Annotated in this window: 18 protein-coding genes, 1 tRNA gene and 2 pseudogenes; 6 read left to right on the top strand and 15 right to left on the bottom strand. The window is 57.6% G+C overall.

Annotated elements, in window-relative coordinates; genetic code table 11:
* Positions 1 to 2 precede the first annotated feature (2 nt).
* From AOC04_RS05485 to AOC04_RS23330, 9 genes are all read right to left on the bottom strand, one after another.
* Complete coding sequence (locus tag AOC04_RS05485; protein ID WP_060691509.1) at positions 3 to 3818, bottom strand: cellulose biosynthesis protein BcsC; 3816 nt, start codon at positions 3816 to 3818, stop codon at positions 3 to 5.
* Positions 3794 to 5017 (bottom strand): cellulose synthase complex periplasmic endoglucanase BcsZ, encoded by a 1224-nt coding sequence (gene bcsZ, locus AOC04_RS05480; RefSeq protein ID WP_060696876.1) that lies wholly within the window; start codon positions 5015 to 5017, stop codon positions 3794 to 3796. Before bcsZ ends, AOC04_RS05485 begins: the two co-directional genes overlap by 25 nt.
* Before the next feature lie 21 nt (positions 5018 to 5038).
* On the bottom strand, positions 5039 to 7306 hold the full coding sequence (bcsB, locus tag AOC04_RS05475) for a cellulose biosynthesis cyclic di-GMP-binding regulatory protein BcsB (protein WP_073514975.1): 2268 nt from the start codon (positions 7304 to 7306) through the stop codon (positions 5039 to 5041).
* The gene (gene bcsA, locus AOC04_RS05470) at positions 7303 to 9528 is read right to left on the bottom strand and encodes a UDP-forming cellulose synthase catalytic subunit (protein ID WP_082363652.1); all 2226 of its coding nucleotides are present in this window, start codon (positions 9526 to 9528) and stop codon (positions 7303 to 7305) included. The genes bcsB and bcsA overlap by 4 nt, the downstream gene beginning before the upstream one ends.
* The gene (gene bcsQ, locus AOC04_RS05465) at positions 9525 to 10613 is read right to left on the bottom strand and encodes a cellulose biosynthesis protein BcsQ (RefSeq protein ID WP_060691508.1); all 1089 of its coding nucleotides are present in this window, start codon (positions 10611 to 10613) and stop codon (positions 9525 to 9527) included. The genes bcsA and bcsQ overlap by 4 nt, the downstream gene beginning before the upstream one ends.
* 501 nt (positions 10614 to 11114) lie before the next feature.
* Positions 11115 to 11360: a hypothetical protein gene (locus tag AOC04_RS23340; protein ID WP_073514974.1), complete on the bottom strand. Its 246-nt coding sequence runs from the start codon at positions 11358 to 11360 to the stop codon at positions 11115 to 11117.
* A gap of 725 nt (positions 11361 to 12085) precedes the next feature.
* Positions 12086 to 12535, bottom strand: a complete 450-nt coding sequence (locus tag AOC04_RS24105; protein ID WP_237178892.1) for a hypothetical protein — start codon at positions 12533 to 12535, stop codon at positions 12086 to 12088.
* A 24-nt stretch (positions 12536 to 12559) separates the two neighbouring features.
* On the bottom strand, positions 12560 to 12976 hold the full coding sequence (locus AOC04_RS24100; protein ID WP_060691506.1) for a hypothetical protein: 417 nt from the start codon (positions 12974 to 12976) through the stop codon (positions 12560 to 12562).
* Positions 12977 to 13314: 338 nt separating this feature from the next.
* Positions 13315 to 13611 (bottom strand): Ogr/Delta-like zinc finger protein, encoded by a 297-nt coding sequence (locus AOC04_RS23330; protein ID WP_073510607.1) that lies wholly within the window; start codon positions 13609 to 13611, stop codon positions 13315 to 13317.
* Between the two features lie 572 nt (positions 13612 to 14183).
* Between AOC04_RS23330 and AOC04_RS05450 the strand changes: the two genes are divergently transcribed.
* Positions 14184 to 14594, top strand: a complete 411-nt coding sequence (locus AOC04_RS05450; protein WP_060691505.1) for a helix-turn-helix domain-containing protein — start codon at positions 14184 to 14186, stop codon at positions 14592 to 14594.
* Positions 14595 to 14715: 121 nt separating this feature from the next.
* On the opposite strand, the gene AOC04_RS05445 is transcribed toward AOC04_RS05450, so the two are convergent.
* The 3 genes and pseudogenes from AOC04_RS05445 to AOC04_RS24095 form a co-directional block, all read right to left on the bottom strand.
* Positions 14716 to 15066, bottom strand: a complete 351-nt coding sequence (locus AOC04_RS05445; protein ID WP_060691504.1) for a putative holin — start codon at positions 15064 to 15066, stop codon at positions 14716 to 14718.
* A gap of 565 nt (positions 15067 to 15631) precedes the next feature.
* The gene (locus AOC04_RS05440) at positions 15632 to 15883 is read right to left on the bottom strand and encodes a Pathogenicity locus (RefSeq protein WP_060691503.1); all 252 of its coding nucleotides are present in this window, start codon (positions 15881 to 15883) and stop codon (positions 15632 to 15634) included.
* Between the two features lie 9 nt (positions 15884 to 15892).
* Positions 15893 to 16217: pseudogene (locus AOC04_RS24095) on the bottom strand (hypothetical protein); the annotation flags it as partial.
* A 455-nt stretch (positions 16218 to 16672) separates the two neighbouring features.
* Between AOC04_RS24095 and AOC04_RS05430 the strand changes: the two are divergent.
* Complete coding sequence (locus tag AOC04_RS05430) at positions 16673 to 17887, top strand: aldose 1-epimerase family protein (protein ID WP_060691501.1); 1215 nt, start codon at positions 16673 to 16675, stop codon at positions 17885 to 17887.
* 162 nt (positions 17888 to 18049) lie between these two features.
* Here AOC04_RS05430 and AOC04_RS05425 read toward each other — a convergent pair.
* Positions 18050 to 18295: pseudogene (locus AOC04_RS05425) on the bottom strand (GNAT family N-acetyltransferase); the annotation flags it as partial.
* Positions 18296 to 18407: 112 nt separating this feature from the next.
* On the opposite strand from AOC04_RS05425, the gene AOC04_RS05420 reads away from it, so the two are divergent.
* On the top strand, positions 18408 to 18773 hold the full coding sequence (locus tag AOC04_RS05420) for a hypothetical protein (RefSeq protein ID WP_060691500.1): 366 nt from the start codon (positions 18408 to 18410) through the stop codon (positions 18771 to 18773).
* Between the two features lie 118 nt (positions 18774 to 18891).
* Here the strand turns inward: AOC04_RS05420 and AOC04_RS05415 are convergent, their stop codons facing one another.
* Positions 18892 to 19773, bottom strand: coding sequence for an EamA family transporter (locus AOC04_RS05415; RefSeq protein ID WP_060691499.1), 882 nt, complete (start codon positions 19771 to 19773; stop codon positions 18892 to 18894).
* Between the two features lie 116 nt (positions 19774 to 19889).
* Between AOC04_RS05415 and AOC04_RS05410 the strand changes: the two genes are divergently transcribed.
* A complete protein-coding gene (locus AOC04_RS05410; RefSeq protein WP_060691498.1) occupies positions 19890 to 20693 on the top strand; it encodes an AraC family transcriptional regulator in 804 nt (267 codons plus the stop codon).
* Between the two features lie 139 nt (positions 20694 to 20832).
* The gene (locus tag AOC04_RS05405) at positions 20833 to 21192 is read left to right on the top strand and encodes an NADPH-dependent FMN reductase (protein WP_167344877.1); all 360 of its coding nucleotides are present in this window, start codon (positions 20833 to 20835) and stop codon (positions 21190 to 21192) included.
* Positions 21193 to 21700: 508 nt separating this feature from the next.
* On the opposite strand, the gene AOC04_RS05400 is transcribed toward AOC04_RS05405, so the two are convergent.
* Positions 21701 to 21777, bottom strand: a tRNA-Val gene (locus AOC04_RS05400).
* A gap of 183 nt (positions 21778 to 21960) precedes the next feature.
* Between AOC04_RS05400 and AOC04_RS05395 the strand changes: the two genes are divergently transcribed.
* Complete coding sequence (locus AOC04_RS05395; protein WP_060691497.1) at positions 21961 to 23244, top strand: NAD(P)/FAD-dependent oxidoreductase; 1284 nt, start codon at positions 21961 to 21963, stop codon at positions 23242 to 23244.
* Positions 23245 to 23267: the final 23 nt, after the last annotated feature.

Here is a 23267-nt window from a genome sequence, read left to right as displayed (position 1 = left end):
AGTCAGTTGGAATACGGGGAGCGATAAGGACTGACCGGCAGTTCCATCGCGCCGTTCATGTCTTCGAACATGTAGCGCAGGTACATGGCCCCCGTGATTTGCCGGTAGTCCTGGGCGTTATCGACGCCAAGATTGGCCCCCAGGAAGAACGCCGAACCGAATTTGTACTCACCGGCTGCAGCCAGGCTGTAACCCACCCCGGTCTTGCTCTGGCCCGAGTAGCGCTTGGCGCTGGTGGCCTGCAAGTCTTTGTCATTGGGGAAGTAGTCCGCCGCATCCTGCTGGAAGTGCTGTACCCCGACCGAGCCCTTGAGCTGATAGGTAATGCGCTCGGTGCGCTGCGACCAGGAGACCGGTATGCCAAGGGCGAAGTAACTTTGCGGGCTGAAGTAGCCGCCATGACCGTAGGTGAAGAAGTCCTGGTTGTTATCAAAGCTCAGGCCGGTAGCACTCACCCCCAGGGTCAGCTTGCTGTCCAGGGCATTTTGCAAGTACCAGTACACACCGCCGCCCAGTTCGGCACGGCTGTTGGACTCCACGTTATGCCCCAGCAGCTTGTGCCACGAGCCGTAGCCATAAGCACCGACGACCTGGTCGTCGTAACTCAATTGTCCACGCCCGCCGTTGGCGGTCACACCGCCCCATGACTGGTCGGTGCGCTTGTCGGTGGTACCGGCAAACGATGTCACGCTGTCCGTGACGGCTCGTCGCGACAGGTTGACCCCGTAGCGCATGTTGGGGTTGCCGGGCAGTGGTCGATCCACACTCACACCCCCGGCAACCGTGCTGTACAGGAAGCCAATGGGCGTGGTGCCCAGATCGGCCTTGAGACCTTCGTCCGGGCGGGCGTAGGCCACGCCCAGACCAACACCCTTGTCGCGTTGCGAGCCAATGCCGTCGGCCGATGGACCACCCCCACCAAAGCGCTCGGCGGCATCGCTGCCGACACTCCCGGCGTTGATCGACACCGGCGTCACCCGCATGGCGAGACGGTTCTCGCCCACCGGAATGTTCACCTCCAGCGGGGTCTCGATGTCAGTCATTTGGCTCAGGCCCGATTCGCTGTCGTTACTGCGAATGGTCACGCCCTGGGTCACGTAGCCGCTGCGCTCCTGAAGCAGATCATCCAGCGCATGCCGGGCGGAACTGGTTTGCTCCACGCCTGCGTTGAGCGTGCCTGGCGCTGCAAAAGGGTTGGCCGCGGCCAGGGCCGGCCCCGGCTGCAGCAGCGTTTTGGCCGGCAGCGGGATCTCGTCAATCGAGGTCCGGCCGAGCTGATTACGCTGGCCCCGGTCGGCAAAAGGGTTGGCTGCAACGCTGGTACTGCCGCCCCGGGCGATCAGGCTGCGCTGGCTCTCGGTTTGCTCGATATCCACGGCTTTGCGCAACAGCTGCGTAGCCTGGGCGGATTGGCCCATGCTGCGGTAAATCCGCGCCGCTTCGGTCAGCGACTGCGGATCGTAGTTCTTCAGCGCCATGAACTGCTGCAGCGCCTTGTCGGCGTAGCTTTTATCACCGGCCAGAACTGCCGCGTCTGCCGCATTGAGCAGGATCAGAGGATCGTTAGGCCGGCTCTTGAGCAATGGCTTGTACAGTTCAAATGCCTTGGCGTTGTCGCCATTGCTGACATACATGCGTGCGAGCGCCGAGACCGCTTCAACATCCCCCGGGCGCGATGCCAGAGCCGGGGCCAGAGTGTCGTAAGCGGCTGCCAGGTTGCCACCTTCGCGTAACTGATCGGCCTGGCGGATGCGATAGCGGTACAGCACATCGTCAAAACGTTTACGCGTTGCGACGCTCATCTGGCGGTTTTTCAGGTCACGCAGAATCGAATCGACCTGAGTGTCGTTGCCGGTCTTTAACAGCAGGTTTGCATATTGCAGCATCAGGTCGGCGGACGGGTTCGGCGTGCGGTTAAGCGCCTCCTCCATCATTGCCTGCGCACGCTGCGGATCACCGCTGTCGACATATGCCGAAGCCAGGGCTGCCATGCCATCAGGGCTGCGACTGGCCGTCGGTTGCAGGCGATCAAGCAGCGCCAGGGCTTCCTGACGCTGACCGCGCCTGGCGATGGCCGTTGCGAGCCGCAGTTGCGCATTGAGGGTGATCTGGTCGGCCAACTCATTGATGGCTGCAGTACGGCGCCCGACAGGAATGCGGCTTGTGGCCGCCTGCGCAGCGTCCCACTGCTCCATTTCAACCGAGAGCAAGGCACTGGTATAGAGCGCGTCAACGTCCTGCGGATGGTCCTTGAGGTAACGGTCGATCAAGTCACGGGCCTGGTCAGGCTCACCCGTCTTGAGGTACAAGCGGGCAAGGTCAAAGCGGGTCCAGACATTGTCCGGGTCATCCTTGACCGCCTGCATCAAGGCTTGTTGCGCAGCGCGCACATCGCCACGTTGCTCGGCCATTTTGGCGGCCTGGGCAGAGCGCAGCGCACGCAGCCGGGCGCCACCCATACCGGCCTGCTGGGCTGGCGTGAGGCTGTCGAGCAGACGCAGGGCTTCATCGTTGCGACCCGATTGCGCCAGAACAGTGGCCAGACCTTGCACGGCCAGCGCGTTGCCGGGCTGCACAGCCAGCACCTGTCGATAGCTGCCCTGGGCCGCCTCTAGTTCACCGGCCTGAGCCTGAATATCCGCCAGGGTCAGGTGCGCTTCGATACCCTTGGGGTTCAGGCGCATGGCCTGGGCAATGCTTTCCCGGGCCTTGGCCGGTTGCGCCGTAGCCTGATCGCGGGCCTGTTGCAATAACGCCCAATAGCGCACGTTAGCCAGTGCCGGCTTCCAGCGTGCGCCTCCGTTGGCGATGGCCCGGTTGAGTAATTGCTCAGCTTCAGACAAGCGATTTTGTTGCTGGCGCACCACCCCCAGACCACCGAGGGCGTCCGGGTCGTCAGCCTTGTTTTTCAAGCGGGCGGCGAAGGCTTGCTCGGCACCGGCCGGATCATTTTTTTCCAGAGCCTGTAGGCCACGGGCGACCAGTGGATCTGCCTGCCAGGCCACCGGGCGCCCGGTAGTCGCCGATTGCGACCTGCCTTTATCCAGTAACGTGCGGATTTCCTGGTCATCGGGATGAGCTTTGAGGAACTCCTCGAACAACGGGACCTGTGCCGCATTGGGCGGCCCCGTCCAGACCAGTGCCAGACGCCAGCTCTCGTCAGCGTCTCCGCCAATGTCGGCGCGGGTCGACAGTTTGGCCAGGTCACGGATACCTAGCGCGCGGGTGTCTTCGCGACGCACCAGTTGCTTGGCCAGGAACAGCGCCAGAACCGGGTCATTCGGGTTCTCGCGCTGCAAACGCTCCAGGCCTTTGCGGGCCTCGGGCCAGGCAGCAGGGTTGAACGCCAGATTGTTGTAATACTCGCGCCCCACCTGGCCTGAAGGTGTACGCCCGGCGAACAGTTTGCCAAACACCGCGGTGGCTTCATCACGCTGGCCGCTGTCGACCAGACGCCGGGCCTCTTCCAGCAGCGCGATGTTCGACGCCTGCGCGAGGGCAATGTCCTGCTCCAGTTGCGCCGCCCGCCATGGTCGCGGGGACAACGCCAGCAAGCGCGCCAGGTACTGCCTGGCTTGCTCGGGCTTGTTCTGTTTGAGACTGGACAGCCCCATGCCATAGAGGGCATCGACCTGATTGGGGTCCATGCGCAGGACTTTTTCCCAGGCCTCGGCTGCACGCTGCGCATCCGCGCGGTTCTGCCAGTACTGCCCTTGCTCGACCAGCAACGCTTGCACGTCGTTAGTGGCTGCGTGGCAAGCGGTGCCGATAATGGCGGTAAACATACCGATGACTAGCGAGTGGCGGCGCGGGTACATGACGTCTCCCAAGACAGTTTGAGTGTTCCGTCATCACGAAACTGATAGCGTTTTTCTGCCCAGCCGAGTCCGAACAGACTAAGCATCAGGTTGTAGTACTGAGGTTCGCCCGGCGCAGCGGCGTCTTTGTCCAGCAGCGTATTCAATGCCTGCTCGACGCGACGTTGCTGCAACTCCGCCAGCCAGGGCTGGGCCTTGGCCTGGAAGTACGGAATCAGCGCCGCAGAGAAACCGAACGGGCCTTGCCCTTCGTACGCCCCGCTGTTGACCTGAACCTTTTCCGGTGCAACGCCAATGGAAGCGGTACTCCTCGACATGCCATCCAGGCGCGCCAGTAGCGGCGCGGCCAGCGGATCGGTGGCGGGCGTCATGCCGGCCCACAGATAAACCCGGATGGCGTCATAGCTGCCCAGCCCGCCCTTGACCGGGTCCTCGACAAACAGACCGGACCGGGGGGCCGTCGCGCGGTAACCGACCCAGTCGGCAACATAGCCCTGGGGGCTGTAGGCCTTGACCATTTCGACGCTGTTCAGCGCGATTTCTGTCCATGGCCCGGCGGGCTCTTCCATGGCCAGCCGACGCAGCAATGGCAGCGGCAGATAGCTGGGGTTCAGACGCCACAGGTGATCGGGCAGCACATAACCCTCGGGCCCGGGCACGAGCATTTTGCCGAGGCCCGGAAGGTTCACCACCAGCGTGCTTTCAATGTTCTTGAGCATCAGCCCTGCAGCTTCGCGATAGTCAGGGCGCTGCCACAGGCGTGCAGCTTCCAGTAGCGAGTAAGCAATCCACAGATCCGAGTCGGATGCCGAGTTGGCATCCTGCAGTTGCCATTTACCGTCCTTGCCCCGCCCCCATAACCACCCCGGCAAGCGCTCACCCGGGTTGCCCGCCATCAGGTTGGAAGACGTCCATTGCCACAGCTTGTCGAAACGCTCGGGATCGTTACCGATGACGGCGAACAGCATGGCGTAGGACTGACCTTCGGAGGTGCTGTGATCGGGCTCGACGCTGGACTCCAGGACGCGGCCGTCGGCCTGCACAAAACGCGAGGCATAAGTGCCCCAAAGCGGCCAGGCGGCGCCTTTACACTCAATATCCTGTGCCATGGCCGGTGCCAGGCCCAGCAGCGCCACACCATTTGCCAGCCACCCTAGCGCCCTGCGGCAACGGGCCGCAGGTGGACCACAACGCCTGATTGCAAAAAGACTGGTCACGGTTCAGCGACCCAGGCGCTGGTTGGCACGTGCGCGCAACGCCAGGTAGGCCAGACCGCCAAGCAGCACCACACCCAGACCGGTGAGCGACAGCACCCACAGCACATGACGCGACATCAGCCACTGCAGGTATTTAACCGGGCCAAGGCTGCCGACGTAGTAATCCTGGTCCGACACCAGTGCTTCGACGTTTTTACCGCGCACCACCACCAGGCTGCCCTGGACCGACTGGCTGTAATCATCGCCACCGATCAGGGCATTGGTCGCATCAGCCAGCCCCTGGGGCTGGCCACTGGCAATCAACACCACGCTGCGGCCGTCTTTGAGCGGTGACTGGAAACCGGTCAGGTAAGTGCTGTTCGCCCCACCCGAGAACGCCATGTCCAGCCTGGTCTTGCGCTGATTGGCTTCAGGGTCGGGGCTGAACCAGTCACGCACGCGCAGCGCCAGATCAGAGAGCTGAAAGCTTTGCTGGCCATCGGCACCGGCAGCGGGCAAACGGTCGGCCCATTGCTTGAGCAACGGCTGGTTGGCGCCGGATGCCAGCACCAGCAAGTCCTTGTCCGCCACGCTTGCGACTTGCGCCGCCTGAATCACTTCGACGCCGGTGGCCGGGTAGCCCGTGGACTCACCGAAGCGGCCGAGCACGGTCAGGTAGGCATCCAGTTCCGCTGCACCCGCGTTATCCGGCAGTACCACAGCGGTTTGCGACAGATCGGCAAGGCGGGTGAACGGGAAACCGGTGTCTTTGAACACGCCCAGGTTCGGCATGGCGATGAAGTGGTCGTAGCCGCTCAAGTCGAGGGTCGACTCGGGGTCGATGGCGCCGCGCATGTTGTCGATAATGATGTCGTTGCACTCGCCCTGCTTGAGGTAATCAAACATGTAGCGCAGTCGCAGACGCGACTGTGGTGGCGCCGAATTGAGCGGCAGCAGCACATCGGTTTCGCGGTTCAGGTTGTCGCCTGTTTGCAGGGCGCTGAGCAGACCGCTGTCGAGCTTGTCCCGCGAAGGCAGGTTTTGCGACTGGATCAGGGCATCGTTGAAGGAAATTATCAGCGATGAGTTGTTGGATTTCTCTTGCGGTGTGTAGCGGTACCTGAGGTTCAGCGGAGCACCGTTATCGCGCCAGCTGAACAGGTCCGGCGGCAGATTCAACGGCACAATGATTTCGCCCGGGTTGAAACCCGAGACGTTGAAATCCTTGGCCGGCAACAACTCCCCCAGTTTGACCGGGCGATCGCTGGGCAACCAGTTCGGCGCGTCATAGGGTTTGCGCGGTTTCACCAGATCAAGACGATCGATCACCACACTGTTGCCCGACAATGCCTGGCTACCCAACACCAGAGCGTTGGCAGCACGCTTGAGCTCGGCACTGTCGCGTCCGCTGATGACCAGCAACTTGCCGTTGGCATCATTGGGGTTGGTCATCACGGTCAGGGTCGGGCCCTTGGCGGCTGGCAGGTTCAGACCGCCTGCCTGCAACGCATCAGGGCCGCTCAGCAGTACAACCGCGTTGCCGGTGGCCGGGATCTGGTTCAAATGCGACGAGAATCGCGCACCGCGATAGCTGGCCTGGGCGCCGAACCACGATGACAGCGCACCTGCAGCTTCCAGGGTGGCATTGTCGGGCGCCGCGGCGAATACAAACGGCAGGTTCAATACACGGGCATCACGACGATCAAAGAACGGCAACGGCATGATCGACAGGTCATTGGGCAAGACCACTGGCGACACGTCGATCCCCAACTGCGTGGTATTACTGATTTTGGCCCAGAGGCTGGAGTGCATCGGGTCTTCGCAACTCAAGGTGTAGTGCCCGATAAATTGCAGGCCCAACCGGTTGAATTCGGTGATCAGATGCGCCGGTATCTCGACCACCTGCTGTTGCAGTTGCCCGGCCTTGTCCTTGGGCAATGCCAGGCTCGCCGCCACTTCATCGTTGACCAGTACGTTGATTTGCGACAGCTCTGCCAGCAACGCCGGCGAATAGGTGTACTGCACATTCAGCCGGGCACCGGTAACGATCGAATCGGCGCGCACATCGAAATTGACGCTGTCAGTGGACTCCACGCCGCGCAGGCTCATCGGGTAGTTGCGGCCCAATTGCTTGAGGGTCACGGTGTAGCTGTCGGCGCCGGGCGCAGGGCTGGCCGGTGCTGTTTCACCCGACGCCGCGCCGATGCCAAGGGCCAGCAAGGCACAGGTCAAACGTGCCAATACATGCCGCGGCTCGCGCAGACTACCGAAAGCTGATGACGTTGAATTCATGACTTGTCCAATGCATTTTCTAGCGTGGGTGGGGCGCCCCGGCGACGGCGCATTACGCTGCGCACTTCCATTGTCGTGGCTTTGAAAAGTTCGTAGATGCCGCGCAGGCCAATGCTGCTGACCTCGCGCAAGGCTGCCAGCGGAGTGTCGACCTGCCCGCTGCCCCAGGTGGCCGCCCAAGTGTCGGCACGGGCAAAAGTCAGACGCACCAGTTCGCTTTGCTGACGCAGAGTCAGCGGCTCAAACCGGGCGCCAAGCACATCGCCACGACTGAACATGATGACGGCCGGAAACACGCTGACGTGCTGGTTGCCAAACAGTGAGATCTGTACCCGCTCGCCATGGGGCACGCTGACACCCGGTGGCAGACGCAGGCCCATGCCTTTTTGTGAGAAGTCCTGGGTGACGCCCTCGATCACACTGCCGTCGGCACGGGTCAGCAGTGCCGGCAGTTGCGCGGCCACCCGCGGCCCGACTCGCACCTGACGGGTTTCGCTGGCCACCGCCACGGCGGCACTGATGATGATCAGGTTGTAGAGGGTCCAGGCCAGGTTGATCAGCAGCGTGACGATGAACCCCTCATCACCGAAGGCCAGACGCAGCAGTCCATAGATCAGGCCGCACAGATTCAGCACCAGCAGCACGATGTAGGGCTTGGCGAGCTTCCAGTCGAAGAATTTGTCTTCGATGGTCCCGCCCTTGTCAGTCACGTTGAAGCCGCCGAACCCGGGCTTGACCAGCGCCATCAGCACCGGGGGCATGATGTACCAGGCCAGTACCGTCTCGTAGACCTCGTTCCAGAACGAGTGACGGAACCGTCCCTGGATGGTGGAGTTGGTCAGGCTGGCATGGAACAGATGGGGCACGGCATAGGCGGCAATCATCACCCCCGAGGCATGGAAGATTTGCGCATCGAAAAACAGGAAAGCCAGAGGTGCAGTCAGGAACACCAGGCGCGGCAAGCCGTAGAAGAAGTGCAGCATGGCGTTGAGGTAGCACAGGCGCTGGCCCAGGTTCAGGCCTTTGCCGAGCAACGGGTTGTCGGTACGGAAAATCTGCGCCATGCCCCGCGCCCAGCGAATGCGCTGACTGATATGGCTCGACAGGCTTTCAGTGGCCAGCCCGGCGGCCTGGGGGATCGCCAGGTAAGCCGTGTTGTAACCGGCACGGTTGAGCTTGAGGGCGGTGTGGGCGTCTTCGGTCACGGTTTCGACCGCGACCCCGCCGACTTCCATCAATGGCGCCCGCCGGATGACGGCGCAGGAACCACAGAAAAACGTGGCGTTCCACAGGTCGTTGCCATCCTGGACCAGGCCGTAGAACAGTTCACCTTCGTTGGGCACCGAGCGGAAGGTATCGAGGTTTTTCTCGAAGGGGTCCGGGGAGAAAAAGAAGTGTGGCGTTTGCAACATCGCCAGCTTCGGATCTTTCAAAAACCAGCCAATGCTCACCTGCAGAAAGGAGCGCGTCGGCACATGGTCAGCGTCGAAAAACGCTACGAACTCACCGCTGGTGATTTTCAGTGCTTCGTTGAGGTTGCCGGCCTTGGCGTGGAAGTTGTTGTCACGGGTGATGTAGTTGACGTTGATCTGATCACAGAACTCACGAAAATCCTCGCGACGGCCATCGTCCAGTACGTGGACGCGCAACTTGTCCTTGGGCCAGTCCATGGCCTGGGCGGCAAAAATGGTGAGTTTTACAATATCCAGTGCTTCGTTGTATGACGGGATAAACACGTCAACCACCGGCCACTCACTCGGCTGGGCGGTGAGCAAAACCGGTTGCCGGCGCAGCGGCCAGGCGGTCTGCAGATACCCGAAAACCAGAACCACCAAGGCATAGATTTCGGCCAGTATCAGGCCGTAACCGAAGGTTTTGTCGACCCAGTCATCGAAGTCCAGGGTCGAGGTGAGACGCCAGTACATGTATCGCAGCGAGGCGGTCAGCGACAGGCCGATCAGGATCAATATGCTCAGGCGCCCCGGTATTTTGCGCAGCACCAGCGCCGCAGCAAAACAGCCTGCCGCGAAGATGCACTGTGCGTACAGCTCGAACGGGGTCATGACGATGAGCAAGGCCAGCACACTGCAAAACGCTGTGGTTCCTATGATCAGGGTGCGCCGCAATGCAGCCGGTAACTGCTCAAGCCAATCGTATAAAGACTGCGCCCAACGTTGCAGCCGGGTGGCTGTAACAGACGACTCGGGGCTGGATTCGATCATGCTGCATGGCCCCCGGTGGCACGGGGAACCTGGAACCGGGCCTTGAGTTGCTCACTGAGCAACACTATGGCCTCGCGCGCTGCAGACACCCCGGCCAGCGGGTCATGACCATATGCCTGGGCCTCACCGAAGCGTTCGTCCCGGGCAATGACCGACAACAGTTGTGTGCCCAAACGGCGCTTTAGCACTTCGAGCATGTCCCGTGAAAACTCACGGTTGGCGTCGAACTGATTGACCACATAGTTGGTGCGTGAATACGCCGGGCGAGCATTGGCGGCATCGAGCACCCGGTCCATTTGATCAAGGGTTATAAAGCTGGCAGCGTCGGCGGTAGTGACCACAAGCACCTGATCGGCGACATCCAGAGCCTGCTCCAGATAAACCGAGCGCCCGCCGGGTGTGTCGAGAATCACCACATCCTGCTCATCCAGCGCCATGCGTGCCAATTGCCGGGCCAGCCAATGACGGTCGTCACGCAGGTTGCGCTCCAGTGTGCAGCGTTCATCCTCGCCGGGGACGCCGTAAGGCAACAACCGGACCTCGGCCAGCCCCTGCTGCCAGCCGTCGTTCCAGACTTTTTCCTGTAACCCTGCACTGCCGATTTGCGTGACACCGGCCTCGATCTTGAGGTGATGGTGCAAGGCATTTTGCGGATCCAGATCGATAGCAAGGGTGCGACCGCCAGCCTGGTTCAGGCGGCTGGCCAGGGCTGCACAGAGTGTGGTCCTGCCAACGCCGCCCCTGGAGGACACCAGCGCCACAATCCGGGCCCGGCATACGGGCGCCGGGGCAAGCGTCCCCTCTTCACTCGCTGGCTCCTGCTCTACCCCCGCAACCCTGGCCTGACGGGCCAAGGCTACTTCGGCGAGCAAGCTGCTCAACGCAGTAGCTGACGGTTGCTCTGGCGCTCGGGGTTCGCTTGCGGGTATGGGCCCGGCCACAAGAACTGGGGCAAGCGGTGCTTCAGGCTTGTCCAGAGTTAAGGGCGGGTCTTTGTAATTGAACTCGGTTTCAAACTCGAGATAGCTGTCGGTACTGGCACCGAAGCGGCTGAAGAGCTTCGCTATGTCGTTTGTCTGATCCATGACTGATTTCTCGCAACCGTGATGAGTGGCTTCTGACTTGATCCCGCAGGTCAAAAAAATGCCGCTTAAAATGATAGCGTCAAAAATTTGTATAAATCTAGTGCCAGCGATTATTTAATATTATTCCACGCCAAAAACGACAAAACTTTGACACCTCGAGCTTATTTTCTTTGGCGCCAAGGGTCGTTTACATTCAACTAAAGTTGTCATTGCACCCTTATAAAACGGGCCTTGCGGACTCTTTTTCTGGGGCACGAGAAATAATGCCGGCAGCCGCCGGCAAGCCGGGACCGTCAGACACAGGCATCAGTTTTTTATGGGTTGTTCCGCAAGTACGGCCGGTCTCGGCCTGTGGTTGGCTGCACGACTAAACTGATTGCGGGCTGGAGAACAAACTCAGTCGCCCGTCATTTGCTTGAGTGCGGGGTGGGATCCACAACGTGCGGGGCTTGAAATAAACCGGGCCCCGCAGCCGCTGTAAACTTGGAGCTATCAGTGCCGCTACCCGCCCGGGGTGTCAATGTCAGCGTCATGATGAGGTTTGGGTTCAGGTTCTGATTTGAAATCCGGGCTGTATGGATTCTCTTCAGCTGCCGGGTTCGGCTTTGGTTTATTGGGCACTTTTTCCGGGCCTGCCGGATCGAGCGCCGGTCCCGAAGGATCCGGCGAACCGGAGTCGGGTTCCAGATTTTTCTTCGCGCTACCGGGAACTGTTGATCGCGGTTCTTCTGGTACGTCAGTACGCATGTTCACCTCCACATCTTTGGCTAGAACGGTATTACTCAAAAATTGGAGTTCTGCTGTATCTGATCGTGCAGCCGGATCGACGAGTGGATCACTACGCCGACAAGTCCTCTACCGCCCTGCTGCGTGCGGTGGCCTGTACCCCCCGCTACTCTGCAGAGACGGTGCACCGGGCAATCTTGCCGTCGGGGGTGGGTAATTGAACTAATGCAAACGAGTGAGTCCAATACAGTTCATGTCGATCGTTTTGCAACGTCCGGGAAATAGTGATGAGTAAGCAGGGGGAAGGATGAACAACAGCACAAAGCATGGCTGGTCATGGGCCTACAGCAAGATTCGCGGCTTACAATGCTCGCCGCTGGCTTCGGTTTACAGGGCAACCCTGTATGTGATTAGAGGCGACACGGGAACCTTTCACAGCGATGTCAGCTGGCAAAAAATCCGCATCCGGCGCTAACCCTGACGAACATGCCTCAGTGGCGAGCCGCCGGCATAAAGACGCAGGACGCAATGACGACCACTCGCTCATGACGGCTAATGATCGTCGACTCTTCGTCTTTACCGGAAAGCGCCCCTCAAGCCTTATTCAGGTACAAATAGTTGTAATCGGGATTAAAGCTAAGCCGCAAGTTATGCTGCGTACCATAAATGTCAATTACTGTAATGAGCATGCTGGTTTTATTCGGCGTTTCACGAGCGCCTGTGCGGGTATCGTAAAAATACGAGTTCTAACTCATCAGAAAATGCCCGATCACCACTTCACCTTCCCGCGCGTGGACGATGCGTGGCGCATAGGCTTCAAAGGCCATCGTCAATAGATCCGTTGCGTAATAATAATAACCCAGCCACCCATAAAAGTTAGGCGGCTGACCCATTCGAATATGTGTTTGTGCGGGATAACACATATAAGTGTGGGCGGTTCGGGTGGCCGAGACATTACCTCGACATGCCCATATCACGTCCGCGCCTTTAACGGTATCAGGCCCGATGGGGTGAATGATACTTTTGATCAGGACCTTGCGCCCAGTGGACATCCGAATGTTAAGGTGCTGTTCATAGGCACGATATTTTATGCCATTGCGGGTCATTTCTGAAACCAGCGTATCTCTAAGATAGCCGGAACCATCGGACTTGCGGTCATCCTGGTTATCGTTTGGAAAGTTCGGGAAATTATACAAAACCCGCATTTTCAATTTGGTGTTTTATCTGCTCAGGTAATTTAACTTCCAGCCCCCGGCGACATGAACGCGCTGTTCAACCGCTTCAAACAATGCAGTTTGTGTCAGGTGCAGTACTCTGATTGAATCAAGAAATCCTCGATCCCACGTATAGCCTTGATGGAGACGTGAGCGGGTCCACTCCCCGGTAAAACTATTATTAAAGCCGATAAGTTTTGACGTGTTGTAGTCAATCAGACGAAACTTTTTCAGATCACTTTGCGAGAGTTGAACATGAGTGCCGTTGGCATCCTTCGCAGCCAGGCTGCACAGTAACAAGCCGTTGCTGGCGCCGGTTATTGAGCAGAGGATAACGATTATTTTGATAACTGGTTTCGTTCCCGACAAATACTCGACAGCAGGAAAGCTGTTTCCAGTTGGAAGCCTGTGCAGGGGCGTCATTAACCGCCGGCATGATTCATCCTTTATTTATGTTTAGCAAAATCGAGTTAAGTAAAGTGCTAGTGAGTCACAGCGGATACTGTTCCGCCCCCCGCGAAAGCAGGCACATCAAAAGCCCAGGGTATCCAACTGTGAAACTTGATGTCTGCGCACCTAAACTACTTATCGGAACTAAGAAGAAGTAGTCGGGCAGGTGTGCCGTATCCAGCCCGGCCTGTGATTCGAGGATTAAGCCTTGCACGTTCAGACCCCCTCCCAAAGAAGCGCCATGAACTGTAGTGATTTAACTGAGCACGGAAAACTGCGTCTGATGCCGCAGCTTCCCATTTGCTGACAGGCTAAGATTTATTAGATGCATCCAGTTCGTTTTTTTTACTTGCTCTTTGAGTTGGGGCTTCGGTTTTCATTGCCGTGCGACGCAGTGCACAGTCAGCGATGGGAAGCTGGACAGAAGGATTGGCCATGCCGCTGGGGCTCATTTCGTGGGTCATTTCAAACTCGGCCCTGACCGACCACCCGCACCCCTCAAACACACACTGTAGATAAGCGATTCGTAAAAAAATATGTCGACCTTCACTGGTCCGGATGCGCATCTTGTTAGAGCAATGGGGGCAAACCAATTTATAGGCGCTCATATTCAAAAATCCATATTGAAAAATAATTATTGATTGAGGGTGAAACTGTAGTCAAACAGTAAACTTTATAATAACCCACGTGTCGCGCACGACCTTCCGATTGACGAAGAGGGCCCTGAATTTAACTTCCAGAACTGCCTTTCAATCTACAGGAGAGACTCGTCAATACCGCTAAATAGCTATTTAATGCCAGGCATCATCACTGGCTTATGACACAGCGCAAGAAACCCGAAAATAACAGTTACCCATCTGCACCCATCCATTCAACGCCTGCAGATATCATTGCCTTACTCTCAGTATTTTTTAAGAATATTCTTATTGTAATTCCGACCGATTCAAACCCGCACAAAGCAAAGGCTACTTTATTTCGCCCAGTGCAACTCTTCAGATTAATGCTCATAGACTATTAAACCTCTGCTTATAGCGTCCCTGCTATCCTTGTTATCTAAGCACTGATCAACCGTCTCAGCGATAGTGCTTATACAGCGCTTATGCTTGCTAAATGCCGTGTAGTCCTTAATGGTATCAAAGCTACATGCCCAATTGAGATTATGTCAAGGAAGGAGGCCCAAATGGGTATTGAAAATAGAATTAGATTAGCTATCGAGTTGAGTAACCTGTCGCTAAAGGATGCGGCGACGCTTTGTGAAATCCCCTATAGCTCACTACAAAACTGGGTCAATGGCGCACGTGATCCACGCTCCGATGCGTTGATATCCTTAGCGTCTCATTTGGGAGTATCGATTGACTGGTTACTCACCGGGCAAGGACCAGTACGACGTAATCACCCGCAAGAGAACACGGTGGTGGTTCCGCGCTTAAGTCCTGCAGAGGACTCGCTAATTACACTGTTCCGCTCTGTAAACGATGATGATCGGCTGCATATAAAGAACACTATCCTGGAACGTAAACGCCTGCGCGAAATGGAACAACGTATTAAAGATATAACCCTTCTACTGTCTAACTGCATCCACAATGATTAATACAGATGTCTACCTGCCACCGCGGCATTCCTGGTGCAGACCTGTCGACGCCTGGTAGTTGAATCGTTAAGTTTTGCCGGCAAAAAGAGCAACGGGCCTCGCGACTGATAAACAACATGGTTTACCGCCCCCCCCGCAGCCGCTTGATTAACTCAGGGAGGTCCGCTTGCTTGATCCATACATGCACTTTGATACTGATAGGAACCACAATCAGGGCGCAACCAAATGCCGCGCCTCCTGCCGTAAACACAGGTGCTATCTGCATGGCCATGGGTGCAAACAGATAACCGGCGCCGGCGGACAAAAAAAACGTTGTGACACGCTGCGAAATACCAGCGTTCCTTTTACTGCTCATAATCAGCCACGCCCCAAGAGAAGCGCCAATCATGACTTCGATATCGATCGCTGACATCGCACACCCTCCAAGTTCAGGACTTAGCTCTACCAGCTCCTTTAGCAACGACTCATTCATTATGAATTACTCCTGAGACAAGGTGCCTATGAGGCCACCTGAATCTCGTTATTCACGCACCGTCGCTGGATGGCCAGGTTCGAAACACTTAATCGTGGCGGGTTAAGTTTGAACTTGGGTTGGCGATGTAACTTATCATTCTGGTCCATTTGGGTACCTGCCCGTAACGCCATAACATCAATAGTAAAAGGATGCTTTAGAGGCCGGACCGGAGCAATGCGGCGAAACTGTCAGAGCATCAACTACAAACCTGTGGCCGACATTGGGTAAACCCCATGCAGGCACAAGGGGCTAAACAATCGTCTGCACGACTAAAGGCCCCACTCAAGCGTAAAGCCGCCAGCTCCGGGCGGTACAAGCAAATCGATTCGAGGCTCAGTCTTCGGCAGATTTTAAAAAGATCATGCGCAGGGTTTAACAGGGCATGACCAGATTTTGGCAACACCATTCCTTTACAGATAAAGAGAAAACCTAAGACGGTAGAGGTGGAAACCGGGGAACACTTGCCTTCAATTCCCCGGCCGGCCTGTTGGTTCAACATGCCACTGACAAAACCCCTTGCCTGTTACGCCAAGTTGCTTTCTGTTGAGGTCCTTGCAAGCTCTACAGCCGCAGTAATGGCTGTTCGCGCTTGAGGGCTATTTTTCCAGCAGGTCGATCCCAGTGCCGCCGATGCCTGGGCCAGAATGTCAGAAACACTCGCCTGGCCAAGTTCTGTCAGTGAGTCGATGCCCATCTGCTCAAGCCGGGTAATAACAGTTGGCCCCACGCCCTTGAGTGCTAACAGAGCGGTTCTTTCTTCCAGTGAAAATGACATCGCACGTCCTTATTTCTGATTCAGCGCCGCTATGGATACACCTGAAGCAACGAATGTAAGCCCTGCCCCCACATTCAGGCCGTTAACAAGCCGGGGACCAGGACGTAACCATTGGGTCATTGCAGTGGAAAATACGCCCATCAAGGAGAACCCGAGCGCGGTCAGTAAAGCAAACCTGGCGCCGTAGACGAACATTTGAGTGGTCACTGATCCGCGTAGCGGATCAACGAAAACCCGGTTTGGGGTTCAGGGCAGCCGAGAGCAAACCCGTCACGAAAATACTGCTCAAGGGTTGCCGAGTTGCCGGCCGCAAACTTGAGGGCGCCTTGACCCGCTAGCAGAGCCGTTACTGAAAACGGCCCGCAGGAGGTTAGAGCCCCTGCCTCGTCAACTGAAGTGCTCCCCTGCAAGCCGGATTTCCAGAAGGCCCTCTTTTTCCAGGCGAGCAACGATTTGCGATATGTGCATGCGATCCATACCGGTAAAGCTTGCGACCTCATGCTGAGTGACCTGCTGACTGTCGTCGCATACGAGGGTGAACAGTTGTCGCGAGAGATCTGGATGGCTGTTCATCGGGACCTGCGCCCGTCGCCGCAAGTACGGGCAGTCATGGACTTTCTGCTGAAAATTGTGACGCAAAACGCCGCCTTCACCCTAAACGGTTAGAAAGCGGATACCCGGGTTGTTCGAAATGATCCGGGTATATACCGGATTTGCCTCGCTTTTTTAGCTTGCTGAAACGTTTCTTCAAGTTTATAAAAAGGCACAACTCCAAGAAAGGCTGCTGCCATGACCCCGCTCAAACTCTTTGTTGCCCTCAGCGCCCTGTCCGCTGCCTCCCACGCCATGGCCTGGGATTACGTCCTGCTCGACACCGACAATCCCGCCCGGAACTGGCAGATCACCAGCGAGCAACTCGGCGTAAAAACCGACAAACCCTTCAGCGTCACCCAGCGCACCCTGCACGGCGGTCGGCAGGAGGGTGTCAGCATCGTCGAAATCGATAACGGTACGATGAAACTCTCGGTGGTGCCGACTCGCGGAATGAACGTCTTGCAGGCCTCGGTCGGTAATGTGCGCCTGGGCTGGGACTCGCCGGTCAAGGAAGTGGTCAATCCGTCTTTCATCGAACTTAATGGCCGCGGTGGTCTGGGCTGGCTGGAAGGTTTCAATGAGCTGGTCGCCCGCTGCGGATACGAATGGGTCGGGCACCCCGGTGTCGACAACGGCGAACTGCTGACCCTGCACGGTCGGGCCGCCAATATTCCCGCGAACAAAGTCACCCTGCACATCGATGAAAAACCCCCGTACGCCATCACCCTGCGGGGCGAACTGAAAGAGCAGGCGTTCAAGAAGGTCGACTTCTCCGTCGCGACCGAACTGGTTACCGAACCCGGCAGTGTAGTGTTCGCCCTCAACGACACCCTGACCAACAACGGCGACTATCCGAAGGAATACCAGGCGCTGTATCACAGTAACTTCAGCACCCCGTTCCTGGAGCAGGGCGCCCGTTTTGCCGCGCCGGTCAAACAGGTGTCGCCGTTCAACGACAAGGCCAAGGACGAACTGGCCGACTGGCAAACCTACCGCGCGCCGACCAAGGACTACGATGAAACGGTTTACAACGTGGTGCCGTATGCCGATGCCAAGGGCGATACGTTGACCGTGTTGCACAACAAGGCCGGCAGCCTGGGGGTTTCGGTTGGTTTCAACACCCAGACACTGCCGGTGTTTTCCCTGTGGAAAAACACCGATACCCAAGGCCAGGGCTATGTCACGGGGCTGGAGCCGGGGACCAGTTTTTCCTACAACCGTCGTTATCAGCGGCCACTGAATCTGGTACCGACAATTGGTCCGAAAGAACACAAGCAGTTCCGTATCAGCTACAGCTTGTTGGCGGATAAGGCGGCCGTGGATAAGGCCTTGAAGCAGGTGGGCGAGATTCAGGGCGGGCGGGAGACTGAGGTGCGGCAGACGCCGCTGGTTGATCTGACAAAGGGGTAACACCGGGCTGATCCCGTCGGCTTGTTCAAGGCCCGCCAGCGTGCGCGCGACCTTGAGCAGTTGATGGGTTGCTCACAACGACAGCGTTAAACCCTCGCCGACGGAATCCAGCCTGGTCTTCGAACCGAGGATCTGCATTCCGGGCCCGGGAAGTCCGACCCATCCCGGGGCGACGAACAGCATCGCCACGTGACACCCTTGCTTGAGCTCAATCAGCCCGTCCGAAACACAAACCAGCATCAGGTTATCGCCTTCCATACGTTCGGCAAACGCCTGCGCCGCTACCACCTTGACGAAGGTATCTACACCTTGCGCCGACAGTGAGGGGGCAACTGCCAGCATGAATGCGTCCAGGCACATGGCGCTTGCGCGGGGCAGGTCGTCATGGGTGAGTTTGCGTATCTGCATATTAAGGAGCTCTCCTTGAGCGACGAGTAACCGGGCCAACAAAGTCTTCCATTTCTGCCACGCCATGGTGAATCAGTGGATACATCCAGTCTTGCTTTTTTCGGTGAGAACGATGCCCGGCCGTTACCTGTCGCTGGCAAGTTGCGACATGACCCACAATTGGCGCATGACCTTGATGGCAGCGACCTCAGATACTCTGCGCCTGATTATCGGCGACCCAAACACTCAATGGATGAAGTCATGGACAGGACGCTCTATCAGCCTCAGTTACGAAGCATGCCGCATCCGCCAAGGTGACCAGCCCGGACACTATCGTTATGCCCTGAGCGTGTCCAAAAGCAAGGAGCCCGCTGCCCCCACATCAGGATTGGGAAAGAAGGTCGACGATGCCTACACGGGAGCCTGGATGACAGTGTTCATGGTGGTGCTGGCGCCGTTCGTACTGATTGGCGCAGCGGTTAGCAAGGCGATCGATTGAACTGAGGCTGAATATTGAAAAGCTGCAGCAAAGCACGAGTGACACAGTCACTCGTGCCTTCCCCTGCCACCGGTTTGCTGCGATCGTACCCTATCAACTTCGTCGCACGTATTGCGTGTCAGAGGCCACGATGGCGTACCAGCATTGCAGGTCCCGGCCTTGAGCCCACGGCAAGCGCAAACAAAATCAATGCAATGGAGACCCAACCTGAGGCGCTGGGGCGTTGGCCGAGGATGAGAATGGAGCTGACGATGCCAAACACGGGAATCAGCAACGACAGCGGCGCTACCCGCGAGGCAGGGTACTCACGCAATAGCAGGTTCCACCCCCAGTAGCAGAAAAGCGTGGCGCCGTAGACCTGGAAGGCGAGTGACAATGTCGTAACCGCATTCAAATGCGCAGGCAATGCTATAAAGGGAGCCGGGCCATGCCACAGCAAAGTCATCAGAAACAGCGGAATCGGTGGAAACAGGCTGGCCCACACCACGAAGGCGAAAATCTGCTGCACCTTCGATACCTTGATCACGACATTACCAATGCTCCAGGCCACAGCGCTAAAGAGCACTAATGCAAAACCGGTCATGGTGGCCTCACCCGGGCTGTCCAACAGAATGCCAATCAGCCCTGCTGCAGCCAGCACAATGCCGAAAAACTGTGGCATTGACAGGCTTTCACGGAACAACAGCACACCCCAGCCGAGGGTGAAGAATGCGCTGAACTGGATGAGCAGCGAGGCACTGCCGGGCGGCACACCCAATGCGATACCCATGTTGATCAAGGCCCACATCGCTACCCCGAAGATCAATCCATAGGCTGCAACCCAGCGCAAGGCAACGTGCGGACGCTTCACGAAAAACACCCAGGGCAAGGCGGCCAGCGTGAAGCGAATCGCAGTCAACAGCAGGGGGTCCGTATCGGCAAGACCGAGCTTTGTAATGGGGAAGTTCAATCCCCAAACGGCCGTCACCAAGACGGCAAGCAACACGTGTTTTTTCTGCATGGTTGGGGTGTATGTCCCTTAATGGTGTGTTTTGAATGCTCTGCACCCGCGGGAATATGCAAGAAACTGCAATGGCCCGCTTTCAGGCGCAGGCCAAATATCATTAAAATCAGGCCATGCACACAACAACGCTGGATCCCTACCAAAACATACCGCGCGATGCTGTCGTGAGCGCAACCGACTATGCAGACGGTGAGCTGTTCCCGTCGCACAGCCATCAGCGAGGACAATTCGCCTATGCCGCACGCGGTGTCATCACGATATTCACCGATGAAGGCAACTGGGTCGTTCCACCTCTGCGCGGCATTTGGGTGCCGCCCGGGCGACCGCACGCCATGCAAATGCGCGGCCCGGTCACGATGCTCAATACCTACATCCGCAAACAGGCTGCACAGCGCCTGGGGCTGCCGACTCATTGCCAGGTATTCGATGTATCGCCGCTGCTGCGGCAATTGCTGGAGAAGGCCATCGATATACCCGCGCGCTATGACAAAAATGGACGCGATGGCTACCTGATGGGTTTGTTGCTGCACGAAATTGCCGGGATGCCTGCGCTATCGCTCAATGCGCCATTGCCGATTGACCCGCGTCTTGCTCGAGTGTGCCGCGACTTCCTGGCCAACCCTTCATTGGAGATCGGCATCGACGACATGGCGCATCGCACCGCAATGAGCCGCCGCACCTTTACCCGCCACTTTCGACTGCAAGCCGGCATCAGCTATATCGAATGGAGGCAACAAGCCTGTCTCCTTGCCGCTGTTGTTCGACTTGGAAACGGCCAGTCAGTTACGCAAGTCGCAATAGAGTTGGGGTATAGCAGCTCGAGTGCATTCGCAACTGTATTCAAGCGTGTACTGGGTGAAGTGCCCAGTCGCTATGTCGTAGAACAAAAGGTGTCGGCGTCCAGACTCCACCAGTAATACAGCGCATCATCATTACCTTTGCGAGTGCCGATGCCTGGAAGATATTAGCCGACTGCGTACCTGACCTTTTACAATGGAGCATGAAGCTCAGCGCGTGCGAAAATTCATCCACTTACGAATCGCCAGGGGTGTGGAAATGGTGCGTTTACTTGCGGTCTCGGGAAGTCTGCGTCAGGCCTCCTCCAACTCGATTTTGCTGCGTGCGGCTGAGCGCCTATGCCCCGCAGACGTAGTGGTCATGCATTACGCCGGGATTGATGGGTTGCCTCACTTCAACCCGGATCTGCTCGAGAATCCCCCCGAGGCAGTGGCACAGTTATGCTCAATTATCGGGCAGGCGCACGGGCTATTGTTTTCATGCCCCGAGTACGCTCGAGGTATTCCCGGTTCATTCAAAAACATGCTCGACTGGCTCGTGAGCAGTGACGAGTTCCCTGGCAAACCCGTCGCGCTGTTCAACGCATCGCCCAGGGCGAGTCACGCGCAAGCCGCTTGAGCGCCGAGAGCATTGCCACCGCCCCGATGACAGGGCCATTAATTTTTAATGCGCTCGCAGCCTTTAAACGGCAAATCGAGGATCAACACCTTTGACACTCCTGCACAGGGCTCACCCGCTGGCTCTATGAAGCAAAGCAATAGGACAAGCGCATCTGCCTGCTAGCGAGCCTCAGTCCCGCCTGCTCTTGCATGAACCCACCCGGTTATCGTTTCAAGGACGCCTGGGGCGTAGGCATGCCGCCCTTCCATCAGGAATCTCAGCGTGGTTAACCAGGGCCATTGGCTGGTGAGTTGCGTGTTGTAGGGCGTCGCCCTCAGGAGTCCATGGGTTGCAGATCAAGACGGGCAAGGCGCTACGAGAGGTTGTGGCAGTAGAAATTCCCGCAGGAATATGTCCAGGCGCTGATTTGGCGTTCTGAGGTGGGGGTTTTGCAAATCGCAGACAACAAAAAAGGGCCCACCTTTCGGTGAGCCCTTCTAGACCGCCCAGCAGAGCGGATTTTGTTTGGTAGGCGCGATTGGACTCGAACCAACGACCCCCACCATGTCAAGGTGGTGCTCTAACCAACTGAGCTACGTGCCTGCTGTGGGGTCGCATTCTATAGATTTGCGGAGGGGTGTCAACACCTTTTTTGCAGCTAACTCTATGAATAGTCGAATTATTTGTATGAGCTGCAAAAAACCTGTTCGGCAGGTGGCTAGCCGGTGGATTTCAACTCAGGTAGCATCGCCCTACTCGTCAAATATATTAAACAGAGGCTGCAGAATGTCGAACACCCCCTACCCCCAGTCTTACTATGCAGCTTCTGCCAACCCGGCTCCCGAACGCCCCGCCCTGCAGGATGACATTGAGACAGACGTCTGCGTGATCGGCGCCGGCTATACCGGACTGTCGAGCGCGCTGTTTTTGCTGGAGAGCGGGTTCAAGGTCACGGTACTGGAGGCCGCAAAGGTGGGTTTCGGCGCGTCAGGTCGCAATGGCGGGCAGATTGTTAATAGTTATAGCCGCGACATTGATGTCATCGAGCGCACGGTGGGGGCTAAGCAAGCGCAGCTGTTAGGGCAAATGGCATTTGAAGGCAGCAAGATCATCCGCGACCGGGTAGCCAGGTACCAAATACAGTGCGACCTGAAAGACGGCGGTGTGTTTGCAGCCATCACCGCCAAGCAGATGGGTCACCTGCAAGCCCAGAAGAAACTCTGGGAACGCTATGGCAATACGCAACTGGAGCTGCTGGATCAGCGCCGGATTCGTGAAGTGGTTGCCTGCGATCAGTATCTGGGCGGATTACTGGACATGAGTGGCGGTCATATTCACCCCCTCAACCTAGCGCTCGGCGAAGCCGCAGCCGTTGAGTCATTGGGCGGTACGATCTACGAGCAGTCTCCCGCCATCCGCATTGAACGCGGCGCCAACCCGGTGGTGCACACGCCACAAGGCAAGGTCCGCGCCAAATTCATCATCGTCGCAGGCAACGCATATTTAGGTAATTTGGTACCCGAGCTGGCAGCCAAGTCGATGCCATGCGGCACCCAGGTGATCACTACCGAGCCCTTGAGTGAGGAGCTGGCCAAGACCCTTCTGCCACAAGACTATTGCGTCGAAGACTGTAACTACCTGCTCGATTACTATCGACTGACGGGCGACAAGCGCCTGATCTTCGGCGGTGGCGTGGTATATGGCGCCCGCGACCCGGCCAATATCGAGGCGATCATCCGCCCGAAAATGCTGAAAGCCTTCCCGCAACTCAAAGATGTGAAGATTGATTACGCATGGACCGGCAACTTCCTGCTGACACTGTCCCGCCTGCCTCAGGTCGGGCGTATCGGTGACAACATCTATTACTCGCAAGGTTGCAGCGGTCACGGGGTGACCTACACCCATCTGGCCGGCAAGGTGCTGGCCGAAGCCCTGCGCGGCCAGGCCGAACGCTTTGATGCCTTCGCCGATCTGCCCCACTACCCTTTCCCGGGCGGGCAACTGCTGCGCACGCCGCTGACTGCCCTGGGTGCGTGGTATTACAGCCTGCGTGATAAATACGGCTTTTAATTTACCTTTGGCAACCGGGGGAG

Source organism: Pseudomonas versuta (genome assembly GCF_001294575.1).
Taxonomy (GTDB): Bacteria; Pseudomonadota; Gammaproteobacteria; order Pseudomonadales; family Pseudomonadaceae; genus Aquipseudomonas; species Aquipseudomonas versuta.
Note: the sequence above shows the minus strand (reverse complement) of the source record. Positions and strands in the feature narration are given on the sequence as shown.

Excerpts from the sequence above, each read along its gene's own strand:
- AOC04_RS05485 (WP_060691509.1), bottom strand. The coding sequence starts at position 3,818 with ATGTACCCGCGCCGCCACTCGCTAGTCATCGGTATGTTTACCGCCATT.
- bcsB (WP_073514975.1), bottom strand. The coding sequence starts at position 7,306 with ATGAATTCAACGTCATCAGCTTTCGGTAGTCTGCGCGAGCCGCGGCAT.
- bcsA (WP_082363652.1), bottom strand. The coding sequence starts at position 9,528 with ATGATCGAATCCAGCCCCGAGTCGTCTGTTACAGCCACCCGGCTGCAA.
- bcsQ (WP_060691508.1), bottom strand. The coding sequence starts at position 10,613 with ATGGATCAGACAAACGACATAGCGAAGCTCTTCAGCCGCTTCGGTGCC.
- AOC04_RS23340 (WP_073514974.1), bottom strand. The coding sequence starts at position 11,360 with ATGCGTACTGACGTACCAGAAGAACCGCGATCAACAGTTCCCGGTAGC.
- AOC04_RS24100 (WP_060691506.1), bottom strand. The coding sequence starts at position 12,976 with ATGACGCCCCTGCACAGGCTTCCAACTGGAAACAGCTTTCCTGCTGTC.
- AOC04_RS23330 (WP_073510607.1), bottom strand. The coding sequence starts at position 13,611 with ATGAGCGCCTATAAATTGGTTTGCCCCCATTGCTCTAACAAGATGCGC.
- AOC04_RS05450 (WP_060691505.1), top strand. The coding sequence starts at position 14,184 with ATGGGTATTGAAAATAGAATTAGATTAGCTATCGAGTTGAGTAACCTG.
- AOC04_RS05445 (WP_060691504.1), bottom strand. The coding sequence starts at position 15,066 with ATGAATGAGTCGTTGCTAAAGGAGCTGGTAGAGCTAAGTCCTGAACTT.
- AOC04_RS05440 (WP_060691503.1), bottom strand. The coding sequence starts at position 15,883 with ATGTCATTTTCACTGGAAGAAAGAACCGCTCTGTTAGCACTCAAGGGC.
- AOC04_RS05430 (WP_060691501.1), top strand. The coding sequence starts at position 16,673 with ATGACCCCGCTCAAACTCTTTGTTGCCCTCAGCGCCCTGTCCGCTGCC.
- AOC04_RS05420 (WP_060691500.1), top strand. The coding sequence starts at position 18,408 with ATGCCCGGCCGTTACCTGTCGCTGGCAAGTTGCGACATGACCCACAAT.
- AOC04_RS05415 (WP_060691499.1), bottom strand. The coding sequence starts at position 19,773 with ATGCAGAAAAAACACGTGTTGCTTGCCGTCTTGGTGACGGCCGTTTGG.
- AOC04_RS05410 (WP_060691498.1), top strand. The coding sequence starts at position 19,890 with ATGCACACAACAACGCTGGATCCCTACCAAAACATACCGCGCGATGCT.
- AOC04_RS05405 (WP_167344877.1), top strand. The coding sequence starts at position 20,833 with ATGGTGCGTTTACTTGCGGTCTCGGGAAGTCTGCGTCAGGCCTCCTCC.
- AOC04_RS05395 (WP_060691497.1), top strand. The coding sequence starts at position 21,961 with ATGTCGAACACCCCCTACCCCCAGTCTTACTATGCAGCTTCTGCCAAC.